Source organism: Allobosea sp. P2_B12 (genome assembly GCF_056404835.1).
The window spans coordinates 714,107-734,667 of sequence record NZ_JBFUDG010000002.1; the positions used below are offsets into that span (position 1 = coordinate 714,107).

Annotated in this window: 16 protein-coding genes; 12 read left to right on the forward strand and 4 right to left on the reverse strand. The window is 66.5% G+C overall.

Features of this window, described 5'->3' with window-relative positions; translation table 11 throughout:
* Positions 1-92: 92 nt before the first annotated feature.
* The gene (gene ettA, locus AC1DYU_RS08740) at positions 93-1,745 is read left to right on the forward strand and encodes an energy-dependent translational throttle protein EttA (RefSeq protein WP_476791277.1); all 1,653 of its coding nucleotides are present in this window, start codon (positions 93-95) and stop codon (positions 1,743-1,745) included.
* A 3-nt stretch (positions 1,746-1,748) separates the two neighbouring features.
* Here the strand turns inward: ettA and AC1DYU_RS08745 are convergent, their stop codons facing one another.
* On the reverse strand, positions 1,749-2,657 hold the full coding sequence (locus AC1DYU_RS08745; protein WP_476791278.1) for a LysR family transcriptional regulator: 909 nt from the start codon (positions 2,655-2,657) through the stop codon (positions 1,749-1,751).
* A gap of 87 nt (positions 2,658-2,744) precedes the next feature.
* On the opposite strand from AC1DYU_RS08745, the gene AC1DYU_RS08750 reads away from it, so the two are divergent.
* From AC1DYU_RS08750 to AC1DYU_RS08765, 4 genes are all read left to right on the forward strand, one after another.
* Complete coding sequence (locus tag AC1DYU_RS08750) at positions 2,745-4,085, forward strand: acyclic terpene utilization AtuA family protein (protein WP_476791279.1); 1,341 nt, start codon at positions 2,745-2,747, stop codon at positions 4,083-4,085.
* 1 nt (position 4,086) lies between these two features.
* Positions 4,087-4,467: an AtuA-related protein gene (locus AC1DYU_RS08755; protein WP_476791280.1), complete on the forward strand. Its 381-nt coding sequence runs from the start codon at positions 4,087-4,089 to the stop codon at positions 4,465-4,467.
* The gene (locus AC1DYU_RS08760; protein ID WP_476791281.1) at positions 4,464-5,420 is read left to right on the forward strand and encodes a Bug family tripartite tricarboxylate transporter substrate binding protein; all 957 of its coding nucleotides are present in this window, start codon (positions 4,464-4,466) and stop codon (positions 5,418-5,420) included. Before AC1DYU_RS08755 ends, AC1DYU_RS08760 begins: the two co-directional genes overlap by 4 nt.
* Positions 5,421-5,640: 220 nt before the next feature.
* Positions 5,641-6,810, forward strand: a complete 1,170-nt coding sequence (locus tag AC1DYU_RS08765; protein ID WP_476791282.1) for a hypothetical protein — start codon at positions 5,641-5,643, stop codon at positions 6,808-6,810.
* A 30-nt stretch (positions 6,811-6,840) separates the two neighbouring features.
* Here the strand turns inward: AC1DYU_RS08765 and AC1DYU_RS08770 are convergent, their stop codons facing one another.
* Positions 6,841-7,998 (reverse strand): alpha-hydroxy acid oxidase, encoded by a 1,158-nt coding sequence (locus AC1DYU_RS08770; protein ID WP_476791283.1) that lies wholly within the window; start codon positions 7,996-7,998, stop codon positions 6,841-6,843.
* 122 nt (positions 7,999-8,120) lie between these two features.
* Positions 8,121-8,750 carry a DUF6198 family protein gene (locus tag AC1DYU_RS08775; RefSeq protein WP_476791284.1) on the reverse strand — a complete coding sequence of 210 codons (630 nt, stop codon included), beginning with the start codon at positions 8,748-8,750 and terminating at the stop codon, positions 8,121-8,123.
* Positions 8,751-8,945: 195 nt separating this feature from the next.
* Here AC1DYU_RS08775 and AC1DYU_RS08780 point away from each other — a divergent pair, with 195 nt between their 5' ends.
* From AC1DYU_RS08780 to AC1DYU_RS08790, 3 genes are all read left to right on the forward strand, one after another.
* Positions 8,946-11,183, forward strand: a complete 2,238-nt coding sequence (locus tag AC1DYU_RS08780) for a glycoside hydrolase family 3 N-terminal domain-containing protein (RefSeq protein WP_476791285.1) — start codon at positions 8,946-8,948, stop codon at positions 11,181-11,183.
* 133 nt (positions 11,184-11,316) lie between these two features.
* On the forward strand, positions 11,317-11,520 hold the full coding sequence (locus AC1DYU_RS08785) for a cold-shock protein (RefSeq protein ID WP_158486232.1): 204 nt from the start codon (positions 11,317-11,319) through the stop codon (positions 11,518-11,520).
* A 48-nt stretch (positions 11,521-11,568) separates the two neighbouring features.
* The gene (locus AC1DYU_RS08790) at positions 11,569-12,177 is read left to right on the forward strand and encodes an MOSC domain-containing protein (RefSeq protein ID WP_476791286.1); all 609 of its coding nucleotides are present in this window, start codon (positions 11,569-11,571) and stop codon (positions 12,175-12,177) included.
* A 2-nt stretch (positions 12,178-12,179) separates the two neighbouring features.
* Here AC1DYU_RS08790 and AC1DYU_RS08795 read toward each other — a convergent pair whose 3' ends face one another.
* Positions 12,180-13,043, reverse strand: a complete 864-nt coding sequence (locus AC1DYU_RS08795; protein ID WP_476791287.1) for a DMT family transporter — start codon at positions 13,041-13,043, stop codon at positions 12,180-12,182.
* Between the two features lie 112 nt (positions 13,044-13,155).
* Between AC1DYU_RS08795 and AC1DYU_RS08800 the strand changes: the two genes are divergently transcribed.
* The 4 genes from AC1DYU_RS08800 to metH all read left to right on the forward strand — a co-directional run bounded on the left by AC1DYU_RS08800 (position 13,156) and on the right by metH (position 20,501).
* Positions 13,156-14,598 carry an aminotransferase-like domain-containing protein gene (locus tag AC1DYU_RS08800; protein WP_476791288.1) on the forward strand — a complete coding sequence of 481 codons (1,443 nt, stop codon included), beginning with the start codon at positions 13,156-13,158 and terminating at the stop codon, positions 14,596-14,598.
* A 51-nt stretch (positions 14,599-14,649) separates the two neighbouring features.
* Positions 14,650-15,663, forward strand: coding sequence for an ArsR/SmtB family transcription factor (locus AC1DYU_RS08805; RefSeq protein ID WP_476791289.1), 1,014 nt, complete (start codon positions 14,650-14,652; stop codon positions 15,661-15,663).
* A complete protein-coding gene (gene metF, locus AC1DYU_RS08810) occupies positions 15,663-16,574 on the forward strand; it encodes a methylenetetrahydrofolate reductase [NAD(P)H] (protein ID WP_476791290.1) in 912 nt (303 codons plus the stop codon). Before AC1DYU_RS08805 ends, metF begins: the two co-directional genes overlap by 1 nt.
* 171 nt (positions 16,575-16,745) lie before the next feature.
* Positions 16,746-20,501, forward strand: a complete 3,756-nt coding sequence (gene metH / locus AC1DYU_RS08815) for a methionine synthase (protein ID WP_476791291.1) — start codon at positions 16,746-16,748, stop codon at positions 20,499-20,501.
* Positions 20,502-20,561 lie beyond the last annotated feature (60 nt).

Sequence of the window (20,561 nt, forward strand, 5' to 3'; positions counted from 1 at the left end):
GTGCGGTTGCGGGCATCGGCCAGCCTCGCTACATACGCGCCAGATTTCCCGACACGCCCGACCGTCATTCCGCAAGCGGAGCCCGCACGCCCATGTCCCGTCAGTTCATCTACCATATGCGCGGCCTGTCGAAGACCTATCCGGGCGGCAAGCAGATCCTCAAGGACATCCACCTGTCCTTCTACCCGGACGCCAAGATCGGCGTGCTCGGCGTCAACGGCGCCGGTAAATCGACGCTGCTGAAGATCATGGCCGGCTTCGACAAGGAGTGGACCGGCGAGGCCTGGGTCGCCGAGGGCGCGCGCGTCGGCTACCTGCCGCAGGAGCCCAAGCTCGACGAGACCCTGAATGTCCGCGACAACGTCATGCTCGGGGTCGCGCCGCAGAAGGCGATCATGGATCGCTATAACGAACTCGCGATGAACTACTCCGACGAGACCGCCGACGAGATGACCAAGCTGCAGGACGAGATCGAGGCCAAGGGCCTGTGGGATCTCGATTCCAAGGTCGACCAGGCGATGGACGCGCTGCGCTGCCCGCCCGACGACTGGGAGGTCTCGAAGCTCTCGGGCGGCGAGCGCCGCCGCGTCGCGCTGTGCAAGCTCCTGCTGGAGCAGCCGGAACTGCTGCTGCTCGACGAACCGACCAACCATTTGGACGCCGAGACCACCGCCTGGCTGGAAGGGCATCTGAGGACCTATCCGGGCGCGATCCTGATCGTGACCCATGATCGCTACTTCCTCGACAACGTCACGAGCTGGATCCTCGAGCTCGATCGCGGCCAGGGCATTCCCTATGAGGGCAACTACTCGGCCTGGTCGGTGCAGAAGCAGAAGCGCCTCGCCCAGGAAGGCCGCGAGGACGTCGCCCGGCAGAAGACGCTGGAGCGCGAGCAGGAATGGGTTCTGGCCTCGCCCAAGGCGCGCCAGGCCAAGAGCAAGGCCCGCATCCAGCGCTATGACGAGCTCGTGCAGAAGGCCAATAACAAGGGCCCTGACGGCGCGCAGATCATCATCCCGATCGCCGAGCGGCTCGGCAATAACGTCGTCGATTTCGAGAATCTGTCGAAGGGTTTCCAGGACAAGCTGCTGATCGACGGGCTCAGCTTCAAGCTGCCGCCGGGCGGGATCGTCGGCGTGATCGGCCCCAACGGCGCCGGCAAGACCACGCTGTTCCGGATGATCACCGGCCAGGACAAGCCCGATTCCGGCACGATCAAGATCGGCGAGAGCGTCACGCTCGGCTATGTCGACCAGAGCCGCGACTCGCTCGACGACAAGAAGAACGTCTGGGAGGAAATCTCCGGCGGTAACGACATCCTCTATCTCGGCAAGCGCGAGATCAATTCGCGCGCCTATTGCTCGACCTTCAACTTCAAGGGCGGCGACCAGCAAAAGAAGGTCGGCTCGCTCTCCGGCGGTGAGCGCAACCGCGTCCACCTCGCCAAGATGCTGAAGGCGGGCTCCAACGTCCTCCTCCTCGACGAACCGACCAACGATCTCGACGTCGATACGCTGCGGGCGCTGGAAGAGGCGCTGGAGGATTACGCCGGCTGCGCCGTGATCATCAGCCATGATCGCTGGTTCCTCGACCGGATCGCAACCCATATCCTCGCCTTCGAGGGCGAGAGCCATGTCGAGTGGTTCGAGGGCAATTTCGCGGAGTACGAGGAAGACAAGAAGCGCCGGCTTGGCATCGACTCCACCATTCCGAAGCGGATCCAGTACAAGAAGTTCTCGCGCTGAGGCTCAGGCGCGGCCGTCTATCGGCTTGGCCAATGCTCGCTTCAACTCCGCCAGGAACAGCATGCTCGCCGGTGGCAGCGTGCGGCCGGTGCGACGGATGACCGTGATCGTCCGCACGCAGGCGGGCGAGGTGATGCGCCGCGATCCCAGATCCGGCAAGGCGCGGACCTCCTGCGCCGATCCGGGCAGGATCGCTGTGCCGAGCCCGGCTCGCACCATCGCTGCGGCGGTGCTCATATAAGTGGCCTCGGCGGCGACCAGAGGCCGCAGGCCGGCTGTGACGAAGGCCAGATCGACGACCTGCCGGACACTCGTCGCGCCGTCCATCAGGATCAGCGGGTGGACGGCGAGGTCCGCAAGGGCAATGTCACCCGGCGCGTCCAGGGCATGGCCCCGCGGGAAGACGGCATGCATGTGATCGCGCGTCGTCAGCAGCGCCTCGAGTTCCGGCGTGTCGAACAGCCCGCCGGTAATGCCAAGGTCGACCTCCTCGGCCAGGGTGGCGGCATTGACGGTGGCCGCGATGGCATCGCGCAAGACGAACAGGATGTCCGGATGGGCGGTGCGGAACCGCGCGATGACGTCGGGAAGGACGCCTGACGCGATCGAGGGCAGCACGGCGAGCCTGACGACGCCCCGGCGCGCGCTCGCCTGCTCGCGGCTGTCGGCTACGACCGTGTCGAGTTCGCGGACCAGGCGGCCCAGCACGGGCAAAAGATCGCGTCCGGCGCGGGTGAGCGCGACGCTGCGGGTGTTGCGGTCGAAGACGCGCAAGGACAGCGCCTCCTCCAGCTTGCGAATCTGCACGGTCAGCGCCGGCTGGGACAAGGCGAGTTGGCCGGCGGCGCGGGTGAAGCTGCCCGTCTCGGCGACGGCGAGGAAGGCCCGCATCTGGCGGATGTCGATATTCATAGCCTTAGATAATCACTGAGATCGAATTATTTCAATTGTTCGATCGCTGCCGGAATGTTCCCTTGGCGACGCGGCAGGAGGCAGCGCGTGCGACAGGTTCGGCTTGGGGCGGGAGCAGGGTTCTCGGGAGACCGGATCGATCCGGCCGTGGAACTCGCCGAGCACGGCGATCTCGACTATCTGGTCTTCGAGTGCCTGGCGGAGCGGACGATCGCGCTGGCGCAACAGGCCCGGCGCCGCGACCCAGCGGGCGGATTCGACCCGTTGCTCACGGCACGGTTCGAGGCAGTTCTGCCGGCCTGCCGGGCGCGCGGCACGCGCATCGTCACCAATATGGGCGCGGCTAATCCTCTCGCGGCCGCAGAGCGTGTGCGCGAGATCGCCCGCCAGCTTGGGCTCGGGGCGCTCCTCATCGCGGTCGTCACCGGCGACGACGTCCTGGCGGAACTCGACGGCGACACCGTCCTGGACGAGACCGGCCAGCGCGTCGGCGAGCTCGGAGACACGCTCGTCTCGGCGAATGCCTATCTTGGTGCGGAGGCCATCGCGGCGGCGCTCGCCGGCGGCGCGGACATAGTCATCACCGGCAGGGCGGCCGACCCCTCGCTCTATGTCGGGCCGCTCGTCCACGCCTTTGGCTGGGCCTTCGACGATTGGCAAAGGCTCGGCCAGGCGACGCTGGCGGGCCATCTGCTGGAATGCGCAGGTCAGGTGACCGGCGGCTATTTCGCCGATCCCGGCTACAAGGACGTGCCCGATCTCGCCCGGCTCGGCTTTCCGATCGGAGAATTCGCCGAAGATGGCGAGCTTGTCGTCACCAAGGTCGCCGGCAGTGGCGGGCGCGTATCGCCCGCGACCTGCAAGGAGCAGATCCTCTACGAGGTCCACGACCCGGCGCGCTACCTGACGCCCGACGTCACAGCGGACTTCTCGCAGGTCGCGGTCGAGCAGATCGGTCCCGATCGCGTCCGTGTGGTCGGCGCCGGCGGGCGGGCGCGGCCGGACGGACTCAAGGTTTCGCTCGGGCTGATGGAAGGCTTCACGGGCGAGGGGCAGATCTCCTATGCAGGCGCGGGGGCGGTCGCACGCGGTGCGCTTGCGCGCGACATCATCCGCGAGCGTCTGGCGCGGGCCGGGTTGCCGCAGCAGGAGGTGCGCTGCGACCTGATCGGTCTCGATGCTCTTCATGGTGAGGCTCTGGCGCGTAGCGGCGCCGCCGAGCCCTATGAGGTGCGCCTGCGCGTCGCGGCCCGCACCACCAGCGCCGCCGCCGCGGCGCGCATCGGCGAAGAGGTCGAGGCGCTCTACACCAATGGTCCGGCGGGTGGCGGCGGCGTCAGCCGGCAGGTGCGCGAGGTTCTCGGCGTCCGCTCGGTGATGATCCCGCGCGAGCGCGTGCGCCCGGCCATCACCTGGCTGGAGGCGTGAAATGAAGCTGCGCGCCATTGCCCATTCGCGCTCCGGCGACAAGGGCGACATCTCGAACCTGTCGCTGATCGCCCATGATCCGGCGGATTATCCGCTGCTGCTGCGCGAGGTCACGGCCGAACGGGTCAGGGCGCATTTCGGCGAGGTCGTCGCCGGCAAGGTGGTCCGCTACGAAATTCCGAGTCTCAGCGCCCTGAACTTTGTGATGCGCCAGGCACTGGGGGGCGGCGTCACACGATCTCTCGCGCTCGACACCCACGGCAAGAGCCTGAGCTCGGCCCTGCTCGATCTGGATATCGATGGCTCGCAGGGGCCGTCCGCCGATACGGTCCCTGGCAGAACCCATTCACTGCAAGAAAAAACAAGGGAGGACAGACAATGAAGACGCTCATCACCCTCATCGCCGCAGGGCTCGCTCTGGCGCTGCCGGCCCAGGCGCAGGAATTCCCCAGCCGAAACATCAAGTTCGTGGTGCCTTTCGCTGCCGGCAGCGCCACCGATTCGGTCGCCCGCATCCTTGGCGAGCATGTCGGCAGGACCTTGGGCAAACCGGTCGTGGTCGAGAATCTGGCCGGAGCCAGCGGCGTGATCGCGGCTCAGAACGTCGCGCGCGCCGAGCCCGACGGGCACACGGTCCTGATCACCACCAACACCACGCATGGCGCCAACCAGAGCCTGCTGAAGACCGTGCCCTACGATGCCGTCGACGGCTTCGAGGCGATCGGGAAGATCGGCACGATCACGCTGGCGCTGACCACGAATCCCTCCGTCCCGGCCAAGACGGTCGCGGACCTCGTCGCCTATGCCAAGGCCAATCCCGGCAAGCTGACCTTCGGCGCAGGTTCGAGTTCGTCGCGGATTGCAGGCGAGATGCTGAAATCGCTCGCCGGTCTCGACCTGACCTATGTGCCCTATCGCAGCAACCCCCAGGCGATCACCGATCTGCTCGGCGGGCAGATCCATATCGTCTTTGCCGACATCTCGACGACGATGCCGCAGGTCCGCGCCGGCAAGGTCAATGGTCTGGCGGTTTCGACCGCCAAGCGCAGCGCGCTTGCCCCGGAACTGCCCACGATGATCGAGGCCGGCGTTCCCGGTTACGATCTCGCCGCGTGGTTTGCCGCTTTCGCGCCTGCCAAGACACCCAAGCCCATTGTCGATGCCTTGCACAGGGCGCTCATGGCCGCGATGGCGGACAAGGCGACGCAGGATCGGCTGCTGGCCGCCGGCATCGAGCCCGAAACCAGCACGCCCGAGGAACTCAAGGCTTTCGTCGTGGCGGAGATCGGCAAGTGGGCCGACGTCGTCAAGAAGGCGGGAATCCAGCCGGAATGACGTGAGGACACGGAAGACAAGAAGCGCCGGCCCCGGGATCGCTTCCGGATTCCGAAGCGGATCCAGTACAAGAAATTCTCGCCCCGAGGATCGCACCGGGCGCGAGGTTGCTCGCGTCCGGTGCAAGTCTAGAGGGCGTTATTGACCAAGCGTAAGGGCGCGCTTGTCACGCCGCCCATGATGTCGTCTACTCCACGATGATCGTACGGAGAGACGAGAGATGGTGCCTGAACTGTTCGGTTCCGTCGGACGACCGAAGTCGGACAACCTTCCCACCGATGTGGCGCTCGTCCAGAACTTCATGGGCGCCTGGGTCGGCAGCATCAGGAGCCCGATGATAGGCATTGCAGCCGTTTGGCTGCCGATGGTCTATGATGACACGCTCGGCGATGTGATCGTTTTCTTCCAGAAGCGGCGCAAGCTGCCGGTCGCCGACGGGCGCATCTCCAGAGGCGGACGGACCTGGCGCGAGATGCTCGCCGTATTCCGAACCATGATCGGTATCGACATCCCCGGCTGGAGCCCCTCGCGGGTGCTCGATCTCGGCATTCTGAGCATGCAGCAGACGCTGGACAAGACAAGGCCGGACTGGGACGAAGCCCTTGCGATCACGCCTGCCAGCGTCATGCCCTTCCTGTTCCGACCACGCCCCAAGAACGCGATGCTCGCGGCGAATAACGTCACGGGGCGCGTGTCGGAATTCCTGTTCAGGATCGAGAAGAACGGCTCGATTTTCTGGGTCGGTGCCGCGGTTCCGGACGGAACCGTGGATTTCTCGCGGTGCTATATCTTCTTTCATCCCGACACGATCTCGGCCACCGACGACGCGCTGTATCCGAGCTTCAGCGGGCGCTGGATCAACAGCGTCAAGAACTACGTTTTCTATCTCGGTACGCAGATGGCGGCGGTCAAGAAGATGGTTTTGCTGGTGCCGTTCATGACCTACGCTTCTCGCAGCAACAGTTCGACCACCAATCTCTTCGCCGACCGCGGCAGCACGACGCTCGACGCGATCATGTCGGGCATTGAGTCGACTATGGGCGTGCGCCGGCCCCGCGGCCTGGTGTCGAGCGTCGGCGTCGCGAGTTACAGCTCCGGCGTCAACCATCTCTGGCGTTTCGCTGAGATGGTCGGCGGCATGGGCATCATCAACGAGCAGATCGATTTCGACAGCGCCTATATGAAGACGGCGCACAAGACGATGCCGGTGCTGCCCAACGCCGCGAACTGGAACGTCACGCAGTCGCCGCCGAAGGTGCCCGGCACGATCGGCTGGCTGCACCTGCCACACGAAGCCTTCCAGAAGGTCGTGAGCGGGAACCTCGATACCCATGGCAAGATCGGCAACATGATGTTCAACACCATGATGACGATAAGCCGCATTGCTTGAGCCCGGCGCTTCGAGCGGCGCCGCCCGCGCTTACGTCCGCCGCTGCCGGTTGCCGTCGACCAGAATGCGCCCGTCGACATCCCGCACATCGCGCAACCCGCACAGCGCCATGGTGATGTCGAGCTCCTTGCGGATGATGTCCAGCGCCAGCGTCACGCCCTTCTCGCCCATGGCGCCGAGCCCGTAGAGGAAGGCGCGGCCGATGAAGGTGCCGTGGGCGCCGAGCGCCAGTGCCTTGATCACGTCCTGGCCGGAGCGGATGCCGCCGTCGAACAGGATTTCGATACGGTTGCCGACCTGCTCGACGATCGCCGGCAGCGCCGCGATCGAGGACAGCGCGCCGTCGAGCTGGCGGCCGCCATGGTTGGAGACGATCAGGGCGTCGGCGCCGCTGTTGGCGGCGAGTTCGGCATCCTCGGGGTCGAGGATGCCCTTGATGATGAGCTTGCCGCCCCACTGGTCCTTGATCCACTTGACGTCGTCCCAGCTCAGGGCCGGGTCGAACTGGCTGGCGGTCCAGGACGACAGCGAGGACATGTCGGCGACGCCGGTGACATGGCCGACGATGTTGCCGAAGCCGCGGCGCGGCGTATCGAGCATCTTGAGGCACCAGCGCGGCTTGAATGCCAGGTTGATCAGGTTGGCGAGCGTCGGCTTGGGCGGCGCGCTGAGGCCGTTGCGAATGTCCTTGTGGCGCTGGCCGAGAACCTGCAGGTCGAGCGTCAGCACCAGCGCCGAGCAGCCGGCGGTCTTGGCGCGCTGGATCAGGCGCGCGATGAAGTCGCGGTCCTTCATCACATAAAGCTGGAACCAGAACGGCGAGCCGGTGTGGTTGGCCACATCCTCGATCGAGCAGATGCTCATCGTCGAGAGGGTGAAGGGCACGCCGGCCTTGGCTGCGGCCTTGGCGGCGAGGATCTCGCCGTCGGCGTGCTGCATGCCGGTCAGCCCGGTCGGCGCGAGTGCGACCGGCATGGCGACTTTCTGGCCGACCATGGTCGATTCCAGCGTCCGGTTGGTCATGTCGACCGCAACGCGCTGGCGCAGCTTGATCGCTGCGAAATCAGCCTCGTTGGCGCGGTAGGTGCCCTCGGTCCAGGCCCCGGAATCCGCATAATCGTAGAACATGCGCGGCACGCGGCGCTTCGCCAGGATGCGCAGATCTTCGATGGTCAGGGGCTGGGCCATGGTGTCGAGCCTCGATGCGTTTGATCACCCGGCGCGGTTGCTCGCATGCCGCGCGGCGGGGCGCAAGACCGGGCTCTGCCGCCGAGTCGTCTGCGTCGGCGGCGGGATGTGTGATCCCGTGTTCAGGACACCGCCGTATAGCGCCCTGGCTTGTGGTTCATGCCGAGCACCGCGTTGAGCACCAGCGTGCCGATCAGCGAGACCGCGAGTCGGTCGAGCGGCAGGACGAACAGGGCGCCGGCAAAGATGCCCGCGTCGATGGCGAGCTGGGTCCAGCCGGCGCGCCAGCCGCGCTTTTCCTGCAGATAGAGCGCGAGGATGTTGACGCCGCCGATCGCGGTGCGGTGGCGGGCGAGCGCGAGCAGGCCCAGCCCCATCGTGCTGCCGCCGGCGAGCGCGGCGTAGATCGGCTGGACCGAGGCGATGTCAAGCCAGAGCGGCGTCGCCTGCACCAGCACCGAGACCACGCCGACCGCGACGAAGGTGCGCAGCGTGAAGCGCAGGCCCATGCGCCGGAAGGCGAGCCAGTAGAAGGGCAAGTTGATGACCGAGAAGAGCAGGCCGAACTCGAGCCCGGTGGCATATTGCAGCAGCAGGGCGAGGCCCGCCGCCCCGCCGGTCATGATCATCGCCTTGGAGAACAGCGCGATGCCGATCGACACCATCAGCGTGCCGAGCAGGATCGCCAGCGCGTCCTCATAGAGGCGGTGCCGCTCCGTCGACGAGGCGAGGGGGGCGGTGGTCTGCGACATGGCGGGGGCTTCCAGTTCAGGCGGTGTTCAGGCCATGCCTGCGATGCAACGGGCGAGCCAGCCCAAGGTTGCGCCGTCCAGCGCTTCGACGCCGCCTCAAGGTTGAGCCAGCCCGGCCATTCCTGTAGGGCGGCGGTCGACGTTCGTCACGCGTCTTCCACCGACGTCCTGCCCGCTCACGACCTCCGCCGAAAGATGTCCTTCATGATCCTGCGGCTCGCCGCCACACTTCTTGCCTGCTGCCTTTCCGTTGCGGCCTCCGCCCAGCCGGTTCCGGTTCAGACGGCGCCGGGCCAACAGGGCGTCGGCTGGAAGACCGGGCGGGAGGCCGCCGCGATCGAGCGCCGCATCGACGGCCTTCTCAAGCAAATGACGCTGGCGGAGAAGGTCGGCCAGCTGCATCTGTCGGGGCGCGGCGACGGCTTCGACATCAATCAGATCAAGTCCGGCCGGATGGGCGCCGTGATGAACTTCGTCGTGCCGGCCGAGGTTCTGGAGGTCCAGAAGGCGGCGCGCGCGACGCGGCTGAAGATTCCGCTGATCATCGGGCTCGATGCGGTCCACGGCTTCTCGACCTATTTCCCGCTGCCGCTCGGCCAGGCCGCGACCTGGGATCCCAAGTTGATCGAGGAGGCCACCTACTGGACCGGCCGCGAGGCGTCGGCTGCCGGCATCAACTGGACCTTCGCGCCGATGGTCGACATCTCCCGCGATCCGCGCTGGGGCCGGGTGCTCGAGGGGGCGGGCGAGGATGCCTATCTCGGCTCGGTCGTGGCGGCGGCGCGCACGCGCGGCTATCAGCGCGGCGGCGTCGCGACCTCGGTCAAGCATTTCGTCGGCTATGGCGCGGGCGAGGCGGGGCGCGACTACAATTCGACCTGGATTCCGACGAGCCAGCTTTTCGACCTCTATCTGCCGCCGTTCAAGGCCTCGTTCGATGCGGGATCGATGACCGCGATGGCCGCCTTCAACGCGCTGAACGGCATGCCGGCGACGGCGCACAAGGGCATGCTGACCGATCTCCTGCGCGGAAAATGGGGCTTCAAGGGCTTCGTCACCTCCGATTTCGGTTCGATCACCGAGCTGCGCCTGCACGGCATAGCCAAGGATGACGCCGAGGCCGCGCGCAAGGCGCTGCTGGCGGGCATCGACATGGACATGATGGGCGACGTCTACCACAAGCACCTCGCCGCCGAGGTCACGGCCGGGCGCGTGCCGATGAAGGCGCTGGACGAGGCGGTGCGGCGGGTGCTGCGGGTCAAGTTCCATCTCGGCCTGTTCGAGCGCCCCGATGTCGATCCCACGGCGGCGCCCGCGCTGATGCAGACGCAAGCCGCGCGCGAGGTCGCGCTCAAGGCCGCACAGGACGGCGCGATGCTGCTCAAGAATGCCAACGAGACGCTTCCTATCGGGCCTGCCGTCAAGTCGGTCGCGGTGATCGGCGCGATGGCCGTGCCTGAGGACGAGCGCGTCTGGACCGATCCGGCCGGGCTCGGCCGCCGCGTCGTGCAGGCGCTGCCAGAGGCACTGAAGCAGCGGCTGCCGGCGGATGTCGCGGTTGCCTATGAGCCGGCGTTCACCAAGGCCTGTGGCACGGAGTTCGCCGACAAGGCCGCCGCGATCCGCGCGGCTGCCGCCAGCGACCTCGTCGTCGCCATGCTGGGCGAGGATTGCGAGTTCATGGGCGAGGGCGCCTCGCGCACGAAGCTCGACCTGCCGGGCGTGCAGCAGGAACTGCTGGAGGCGCTGGTGGCGACCGGCAAGCCGGTCGTGCTGGTGCTGGCGACGGGGCGGCCACTCGTGCTGACCTGGGCCGACGCGCATGTCGCCGCGATCCTGCAGACCTTCCATGGCGGCACCGAGGGGCGTACGGCGATCGCCGACATCCTGACCGGCAAGGTCAATCCGTCTGGACGGGTGCCGATGAGCTTCCCGCGCTCGGTCGGGCAGATTCCGGTCTACTACGACCAGCTTCCGACGGGGCGGCCGCAGAAGGTTCGCCAGCGCTATGAATCGATCTACATGGATGAGGCCAACGAGCCGCTCTACCCCTTCGGCCATGGGCTGTCTTACAGCCGCTTTACCTACGCCAATGCCCGCGTCTCGAAGCCGAGCATGGCGTTGAACGGCACGGTCGAGGTCTCCGTGGACGTCACCAATGCCGGCGCGCGCGACGGGCAGGAGGTCGTGCAGCTTTATATTCGCCAGCCGGTCGCGAGCCGGTCGAAGCCGCTGCGGCAGCTGAAAGCCTTCGACAAGGTCATGCTGCGGGCCGGCGAGACGCGCAACGTTCGCTTGCGGCTCGATGCCGCGCAGCTCGGCGGGCATGACGAGGAAGGCCGCTACAAGATCGAGCCAGGGCTGATCGAGATATATCTCGGTGGTTCGTCACAAACTTCGGTCATGACGCAAGTGCTTCTGACCACGTCTTGATCGTTTTCACCTTTCGCCTGCCTGTCGTTTGGTCTCGACAAGCATCACGTTTCGGTCAATTCTTTGTCGGCGCGCCCTGCGGACGCTTGCATCCGTCGGCCGCGAAGACGCTTTGGCTTCGAGGGATGCGGCGATGGCGACCGGAACCGTCAAATGGTTCAATACTGAGAAGGGCTTTGGTTTCATTCAGCCCGCGGATGGTGGCAAGGACGTGTTCGTGCACATCACTGCCGTAAAGGAAGCAGGGCTGATGACGCTGACGGAGGGACAGGCCGTCTCGTTCGAACTCAAGACCGAACGCGGGAAGACGGCAGCGGGCTCGCTGCAGTTGATGTGAGCCCTTCGGCTTCTTGACACGTCCGGCGCGCGCAGCCATGCCGCCGGCATGAGGGATGCGTGTGCCAAGGGCGTCGTCGCCGGCGTCTTCATCGCGAGGAATGGCGCCCCGTCTCCGCATGGCTTCGTCACGGTTCCTGCCGACGTTCTTCAGCTGGATCACTCCGGCATTCCCGGCGATCTGCACGCTGGCCTGACACGGCGTTCAGGGCCGCGCGAGCCCTGGTTGCCGCGAGGCCTGCGCCTGCGCAACGACCGCCAGCTTTCTGCGCTCTGCCCGCTCGAACTGACGGAGATCGCCGGTCACCTCGATCTGCCGGCGCTGCCGCCGGAATGGCTCGGGGGCAATCTCCTGATCGAGGGGCTGGCCGGCTTCTCCCGGATTGCGCCCGGCAGCCGGCTCGCCTTCGGCGGAGACTGGAGAGGGAAGGGGCGCTTCGACGGCCGTGCGATCCTGCGGGTCGAGGCTTACAACATGCCCTGCCGGCGGGCCGGACGGGTTGTCGCCGCCGCGACCGGCCGCAAGGGGCTGGAATTCGCCTTCGTCAAGGCCGCGGCAGCCCTGCGCGGGCTCGTGCTGTCCGTCGATCTCGCCGGGCCGATCTCGCCCGGCGATGCTGTGGTGCTGGTCCCGCCGGTCGTGCCGAAAGGCGGTTGAGGCTAGCGCGCGAAACGCTTCGCACCGGCGACGCAGGCCGCGACGGCTGCGGAGACCGCAAGCATCTGCCAACTGACCGTCTCGCCCAGCAGGAGCGCCGCCAGCGCCAGCCCGAAGAAGGGCTGCAGCAATTGCAACTGCCCGACGGCGGCGATGCCGCCCTGGACGAGGCCGCGATACCAGAAGACGAAGCCGATCAGCATGCTGAACAGCGAGACATAGGCGAGGCCGAGCCAGGCCGGCGTGCCGACACCGGCCACCGAACCCGGCATCGTCGTCAGAGCGAGCCCGACCGTCACCGGAAGCGACAGGACCAGCGCCCAGCAGATCACCTGCCAGCCGCCGAGCCGGCGTGACAGGGCCGCACCCTCGGCATAGCCCAGCCCGCAGACGATGATGGCCGCCAGCATCAGCAGGTCGCCGATCGGCGAGGCAGCGAAGCCCTGCATCCAGGCGAAGCCGACGACGAGCGCGCTGCCGAGACAAGAGAACAGCCAGAAGGCCGGGCGCGGGCGCTCGCCGCCCCGAATGACGCCAAACAGCGCCGTCGCAAGCGGCAGCAGGCCGACGAAGACGATCAGATGCGCCGAGGTGACGTGCTGGAGGGCGAGCGCCGTCAGCAGCGGAAAGCCGATCACGACGCACAACGAGACCACGATCAGCGGGACGACGTCCCGCGGCTCGGGACGCTTTTCCCGGAAGACGAGCAGCAGGCCAAGCGCGACGAGGCCGGCGATGGCAGCGCGTGCCAGCGTCAGGAAGACCGGGTCGAAATCGGCGACCGCAACGCGCGTCGCCGGCAGGGAGCCGGCGAAGATTACCACGCCGAGAAAGCCGTTGATCCAGCCGCTCGTCTTCTTGTCCATCATCGTCGCTCCATCTTGCCCTGCATCGGCGCGCCAGCGAGCAATTGCCAGAGACAGTTCAGGACAGTTCGGGCAAACTGTGCTGCTCAAGGCAGCAGTACGGTGATCCCAAATGGACGGTGTGGACGGACAGGATGGGACGCGGGCCGGGCTCGTCATGCAGGCGATCCGCACGCGCATCGCCGGGCGTGAACTGGCCGCGGGCGCCAAACTGCCGTCGATCAGGCGCTTCTCCGAGACGATGGGCGTGTCGAAATCGACGGTGGTCGAGGCCTATGACCGGCTTGCGGCCGAAGGCGTCATCCAGGCGCGCCGCGGCTCCGGCTTTTATGTCGCGGGCCATGCTCCGCCTTTCTCAGTCGCCGATCTCGGACCCCGGCTGGAACGCGCGGTCGATCCGTTCTGGGTTTCCAGGCAATCGCTCGATGCCGGTGAGGGTGTGCTGAAGCCAGGCTGCGGCTGGCTGCCGGCCGACTGGCTGCCGCAGGAGGCTTTGCGCCGGGCGCTGCGGGCGGTATCGCGGGCGCCCGACGAGACGCTGGCGGACTACGGCACCCCGCTCGGCCTATTGCCGCTCCGGCAACTTCTGACCCGACGGCTGGCGTTGCATGGCATAGAGGCCGCGCCGGATCGGATCATGCTGACGGAGTCCGGAACGCAGGCGCTCGACCTCGTCTGCCGTTTCCTGATCGAGCCGGGCGACACGGTCCTCGTCGACGACCCCTGCTATTTCAATTTCCACGCATTGCTGCGGGCGCATCGCGTCCGCATCGTCGGCGTGAACTATACGCAGAACGGGCCGGATATCGCGCAGTTCGAGCAGGTCCTGGGCGAGCACCGCCCGCGCCTCTACATCACCAATTCGGCGCTCCACAACCCGACCGGCGCGACGCTGTCGCCGCTCGTCGCCCACCGCCTGCTGAAGCTCGCCGACCAGTTCGGGCTGACCATCGTCGAGGACGACATCTTCGCCGATTTCGAGCCGGAGCCGGCAGCGCGGCTTGCTGCTTTCGACGGCCTGGACCGGGTCGTCCAGATCGGCAGCTTCTCGAAATCGCTCTCGGCCTCGGTGCGCTGCGGCTACATCGCAGCAAAGCGGGACTGGATCGAGGGACTGATCGATCTCAAGATCGCGGCCTCGTTCGGCACCGGCAGCCTGGCCGCCGAAATGGTGCTGACCATCCTGAGGGATGGCAGCCATCGCAAGCACATGGACGGTTTGCGCGCCCGCCTCGCGCGCGCCATGGGCGAGACCTCGGCGCGGCTGCGGGCGATGGGGATCGTGCCCTGGATCGAACCGCGCGGCGGCATGTTCCTGTGGTGTGCTTTGCCGGAGGGGCTGGATTCGGCTGTGATCGCCCGGCAATTGCTGGCCGAGGACATCGTGCTGGCGCCCGGCAATGTCTACAGCCTGTCGCAGACGGCGAGCCGGTTCCTGCGCTTCAACGTGGCGCAATCCGGCGACCCGCGCCTGTTCAGCGCGCTCGGGCGGGCGATGGCTTCGGCGGGGAGGAGCGGGACGAGCAGATCGGACTTGCGCGAAAGCGGTTCCTGACATAAACATATCTTTATATGTTTTTCTTCGTGTTTTGTGGAGTTCTCGCTGTTGCGCCAGCCGGCTACGCTTTCTTCGGATGTCCTGCTTGCGGCGCTGCGGGCCGCGGGTGAGGAGACGCGTCTTCGGATCCTGGCGCTTTTGTCGGAGGGCGAGTTGTCGGTGTCGGATCTGACCGACATTCTCGGGCAGTCGCAGCCGCGGATCTCGCGCCATCTCAAGCTGCTGACCGAGGCTGGGTTGATCAGGCGCTCGCGCGAGGGGGCCTGGGCCTTCTTCCGGCTCGACGAGACCGGCGCGGGAGGCGCCTTCGCGGCGTCGCTGGCGACCTGGCTCGATCGCTCGGATGCCGTTCTGGCGGCCGACCGCGAGCGGCTTGCCGCCGTGCGGGGAACGCGGGCCGAGGTGGCGCAGAGCTATTTCGCCAGCGTCGCCCGCGACTGGGACCGCCTGCGCTCGCTGCATGTTCCCGATGACGCTGTGGAGGCTGCCGTCGAGGCCGCCGTCGGCACGGGCACGCCCGGCAGCGTGCTCGACCTCGGCACCGGCACGGGCCGCATGCTGGAGCGCATCGCCCCGAAGTTCGGCCGCGCGGTCGGCGTCGATGCCAACCATGCCATGCTCGCGGTCGCGCGCGCCAATCTGGAGAAGGCCGGTCTGTCCCGCGTCGAACTGCGCCAGGGCGACATCTATGCGCTGCCGTTCCCGCGCGGCGCCTTCGACCTCGTGATCATCCACCAGGTGCTGCACTTCCTCGACGATCCCGGCCGCGCGGTGCGCGAGGCGGCTGCGATGCTGAGTCCCGGCGGGCGCCTGATCGTGGTCGATTTCGCGCCGCACGAGATGGAGTTCCTGCGGACGGAGCACGCCCATCGCCGGCTCGGCTTCGCGCGGGCCCAGATCGCCGGCTGGTTCTCCGAAGCCGGGCTGATCTGCGATCTGTCCGAGGAAATCACGCTCGCCGGCGGCGGCTCCGGCCAGCTGCCGGTGATGCTCTGGCGGGGAGGCGACCGGCGCGTCCAGTCCGACCCGCCGGTGCGGCAGAACAATCTAGAGGTGGCCTGATGAATGCGTTTCGCCCCAGCCGACACGGCTCGCGCCGTCCGAAGGTGTCCTTCGAGTTTTTTCCACCCAAAAACGACGAGATGGAGGTCGCGCTCTGGGAGAGCGTGCGCCGGCTCGAGCCGCTGGGCCCGTCTTTCGTCTCGGTGACATATGGCGCTGGCGGTTCGACGCGCGAGCGTACCCATGCCACCGTCAAGCGCATGGTCGAGGAGACCGGCTTCAAGCCAGCCGCGCATCTGACCTGCGTCTCGGCATCGCGCGACGAGGTCGACGAGGTCATCCGCGCCTATTGGGATGCAGGCGTGCGCCACGTCGTGGCGCTGCGTGGCGATCCGGCCGGCGGGCTCGGCACGGCCTATGAGCCGCATCCGCAGGGCTATCACCAGACCTCGGATCTGGTCGCGGGTCTCAAGCGCATCGGCGATTTCGAGGTGACGGTCTCGGCCTATCCGGAGAAGCATCCGGAGGCCGCTTCGCTCGATGCCGATATCGACGCGCTGAAGAAGAAGGTCGATGCCGGCGCGACTCGGGCGATCTCGCAGTTCTTCTTCGATAACGACGTCTATTTCCGCTATCTCGACAAGGTGCGGACGGCGGGCATCGACATCCCGATCCTGCCCGGCATCGTGCCGGTCCAGAACTTCAAGCAGACCGCCAATTTCGCCCGCAAGACCGGGGCGAGCGTGCCGCAATGGCTCGCCGACCGGTTCGAGGGGCTGGAGGAGGACGCCGCGACGCGTCGCCTCGTGGCGGCGGCCGTCTGCGCCGAACAGGCGCTCGACCTGATCGATCGCGGCGTCAGCGACCTGCATTTCTACACGATGAACAAGGCCGACCTAGTCTATGCGATCTGCCATCTGGTCGGGGTCAAGCCCGAGAAGACAGAGCCGCAGGCTGCGGCGGCGCAGTGATTTTAATCAGCCATCATCCTGATGAGCCGTCGAAGGCGGCGTCTCGAAGGATGCTCCAGGAAGCTCCGGAGACATCTGGAGCATCCTTCGAGACGCACTTCTGCGAAGTGCTCCTCAGGATGAGGGCTGAGGGACTATTCGGGCTGATCCGGGTTCGATGAAAGCGTAACGATGACCGATTTTACCCCCACACCCGTCGACGGCGCCGAGATCCAGCGCGCGCTGCGCCAGTCCGCGTCCGAGCGAATCCTCGTGCTCGACGGCGCGATGGGCACGCAGATCCAGAACCAGAAGTTCTCCGAGGCCGATTTCCGCGGCGAGCGCTTCAAGGGCTGGAACCACGACCTCAAGGGCAACAACGACCTGCTGGTGCTGACCCAGCCCGAGGCGATCCGCGACATCCATCTGGCCTACTTCCAGGCCGGTGCCGACATTGTCGAGACCAACACCTTCTCCTCGACCCAGATCGCCCAAGCCGATTACGGCATGGAGGCGCTGGCCTATGAGCTCAACGTCGTCTCGGCGAAGCTCGCCCGCGAGGCCGCCGCGATCGCGCAGAAGGCCGATGGCCGCCGCCGCTATGTCGCCGGCGCGATCGGCCCGACCAACCGCACGCTCTCGATCTCGCCCGACGTCAACAATCCCGGCTTCCGCGCCGTGACCTTCGACCAGGTGCGTGAATCCTATGCCGAGCAGGTCAAGGGCCTGATCGACGGCGGCTCCGAGATCATCCTGGTCGAGACGATCTTCGACACGCTCAACGCCAAAGCCGCGATCGTCGCGATCGAGACCGTCTTCCGCGAGAAGGGCCTGCGCCTGCCGGTGATGATCTCCGGCACGATCACCGACCTGTCGGGCCGCACGCTGTCGGGCCAGACCACGGAGGCGTTCTGGAACGCCGTGCGTCATGCCGCGCCGCTGACGATCGGGTTGAACTGCGCGCTCGGCGCCCGCGAGATGCGCGCCCATATCAAGGATCTGTCGCGCGTCGCCGATACGCTGATCTGCGCCTATCCCAATGCCGGCCTGCCCAACGAGTTCGGCCTATATGACGAGAGCCCCGAGGCGACGGCTGAAATGTTGGCCGAGTTCGCCGATGCCGGGCTGGTCAACGTCGTCGGTGGCTGCTGCGGAACGACCCCCGACCATATCCGCGCCATCGCGCAGGCGGTGGCCGGCAAGGCGCCGCGCCAGATTCCGGTGATCAAGCCCTATCTGCGGCTGGCAGGCCTGGAGCCCTTCACGCTCGACGAGACCATCCCCTTCGTCAATATCGGCGAGCGCACCAACGTCACCGGCTCGGCGAAGTTCAGGAAGCTGGTCACCTCGGGTGACTATGCCGCCGCGCTCGACGTCGCGCGCGACCAGGTTGCCAATGGCGCGCAGGTCATCGACATCAACATGGATGAGGGCCTGCTGGATTCGCAGGCGGCAATGACCGAGTTCTGCAATCTGATCGCCTCGGAGCCGGACATCTCGCGTGTACCGATCATGGTCGACTCCTCGAAGTTCCACGTCATCGAGGCCGGGCTGAAGACGATCCAGGGCAAGCCGATCGTCAATTCGATCTCGATGAAGGAGGGCGAGGCCGCCTTCCTCGAGCACGCCCGGATCTGCCGCAATTATGGTGCGGCCGTCGTCGTCATGGCCTTCGACGAGACCGGGCAGGCCGACACCTATCAGCGCAAGATCGAGATCTGCACGCGCGCCTACAAGCTGCTGACCGAGGAGATCGGGTTCCCGCCCGAGGACATCATCTTCGACCCCAACATCTTCGCGGTGGCGACGGGCATCGAGGAACACGACAACTACGGCAACGACTTCATCGAGGCCACGAAGACGATCCGCGAGACCCTGCCGCATGCCCATATCTCGGGCGGCGTCTCGAACCTGTCCTTCTCGTTCCGCGGCAACGAGAAGGTCCGCGAGGCGATGCATTCGGTCTTCCTGTACCACTGCATCAAGGTCGGCATGGATATGGGCATCGTCAATGCGGGCCAGCTCGGCTCCTATGACGGGCTCGATCCCGAATTGCGCGAGCTCTGCGAGGACGTCGTCCTCAACCGCCGCAAGGATTCGACCGAACGCCTGCTCGACGCCGCGCCACGCTTCAAGGGCGACGGCTCGGTCGCGGTCTCCGGCAAGGACATGGCCTGGCGCGAGGAGGTCGTCGAGAAGCGGCTGGAATATGCGCTGGTCAACGGCATCACCGCCTTCATCGACATCGACACCGAAGAGGCGCGGCTGAAGGCCGAGAAGCCGCTGCATGTCATCGAGGGCCCGCTGATGGCCGGCATGAACGTCGTCGGCGACCTGTTCGGCGCCGGCAAGATGTTCCTGCCGCAGGTGGTGAAGTCGGCCCGCGTGATGAAGCAGGCGGTCGCCTATCTGATGCCGTTCATGGACGAGGAGAAGCGCCTGAACGGCGGCGGCGAGCGTTCTGCCGCCGGCAAGGTGCTGATGGCGACGGTGAAGGGCGATGTCCACGACATCGGCAAGAACATCGTCGGCGTCGTGCTCCAGTGCAACAATTACGAGGTCATCGACCTCGGTGTGATGGTGCCGACGCAGAAGATCCTCGACGTCGCGCGCAAGGAGAAGGTCGACATCATCGGCCTGTCCGGCTTGATCACGCCCTCGCTCGACGAGATGGTCACGGTCGCCTCCGAGATGGAGCGCGAAGGCTTCGACATTCCCCTGCTGATCGGTGGGGCGACGACGAGCCGCGTGCATACGGCGGTGAAGATCCATCCGGCCTATGAGCGCGGTCAGACTGTTTATGTCACCGACGCCTCGCGCGCGGTCGGCGTGGTGTCGAGCCTGCTGTCGGCTGATCAGAAAGGGCCTTACGTGGCGGGCATCCAGGCCGAATACGCCAAGGTCTCGGCCGCGCATCGCCGCTCGGAGGCCGACAAGCAGCGGCTGCCGCTGGTCAAGGCGCGTGCCAACGCCTTCAAGGCAGACTGGTCGAACTACATCCCGCCCAAGCCGAGCTTCCTCGGGACCCGCACCTTCCGGACCTATGATCTCGCCGATCTCGTGCCGGTGATCGACTGGACGCCGTTCTTCCAGACCTGGGAGATGAAGGGCCGCTTCCCGGCGATCCTGCAGGACGAAAAGCAGGGCGAGGCGGCGCGCGCGCTGTGGGACGATGCCCAGGCGATGCTGAAGCGCATCGTCGACGAGCGCTGGTTCAACCCCAAGGCGGTGATCGGCTTCTGGCCGGCCAATGCGGTCGGCGACGACATCGCGCTCTACACCGGCGAGAGCCGTCAGGAGCGTCTCGCGACGCTGCACGGCCTGCGTCAGCAGCTCTCGAAGCGCGACGGCAAGCCCAACATGTGCCTCTCCGACTTCTTCGCGCCCGAAGGCATCGAACGGCCCGACTATGTCGGTGCCTTCGTGGTCACGGCCGGCGCCGAGGAGGAGCGCATCTCGGAGAAGTTCGCGCGCGACAACGACGATTATCGCTCGATCATGGTCAAGGCGCTGGCCGATCGCTTCGCCGAGGCGCTGGCCGAGCGCATGCACCAGAAGGTCCGCACCGAATTCTGGGGCTATGCGCCCGACGAGACCGTCTCGAACGAGGATCTGATCCGCGAGGAGTATCGCGGCATACGGCCGGCGCCGGGCTATCCGGCCCAGCCCGACCATACCGAGAAGGCGACCCTGTTCGAGCTCTTGCAGGCGGAGGCCCGAGTCGGCGTGAAGCTGACCGAGAGCTTCGCGATGTGGCCGGGCTCGTCGGTCGCGGGCATCTATCTCTCGCATCCGGACGCCTATTATTTCGGCGTCGCCAAGGTCGAGCGCGACCAGGTCGAGGATTATGCGGCGCGCAAGGGCATGAGCATCGTCGAGGTCGAGCGCTGGCTGGCGCCGATCCTCAATTACGAACCGGCGAGCTATCGGCTCGAAGCGGCGGAGTAGGGTGCTCAAAGGTTCCACAGCTCGCGCTTGTTGAATTCCCGGCCCGGCTCGTATAGGCGA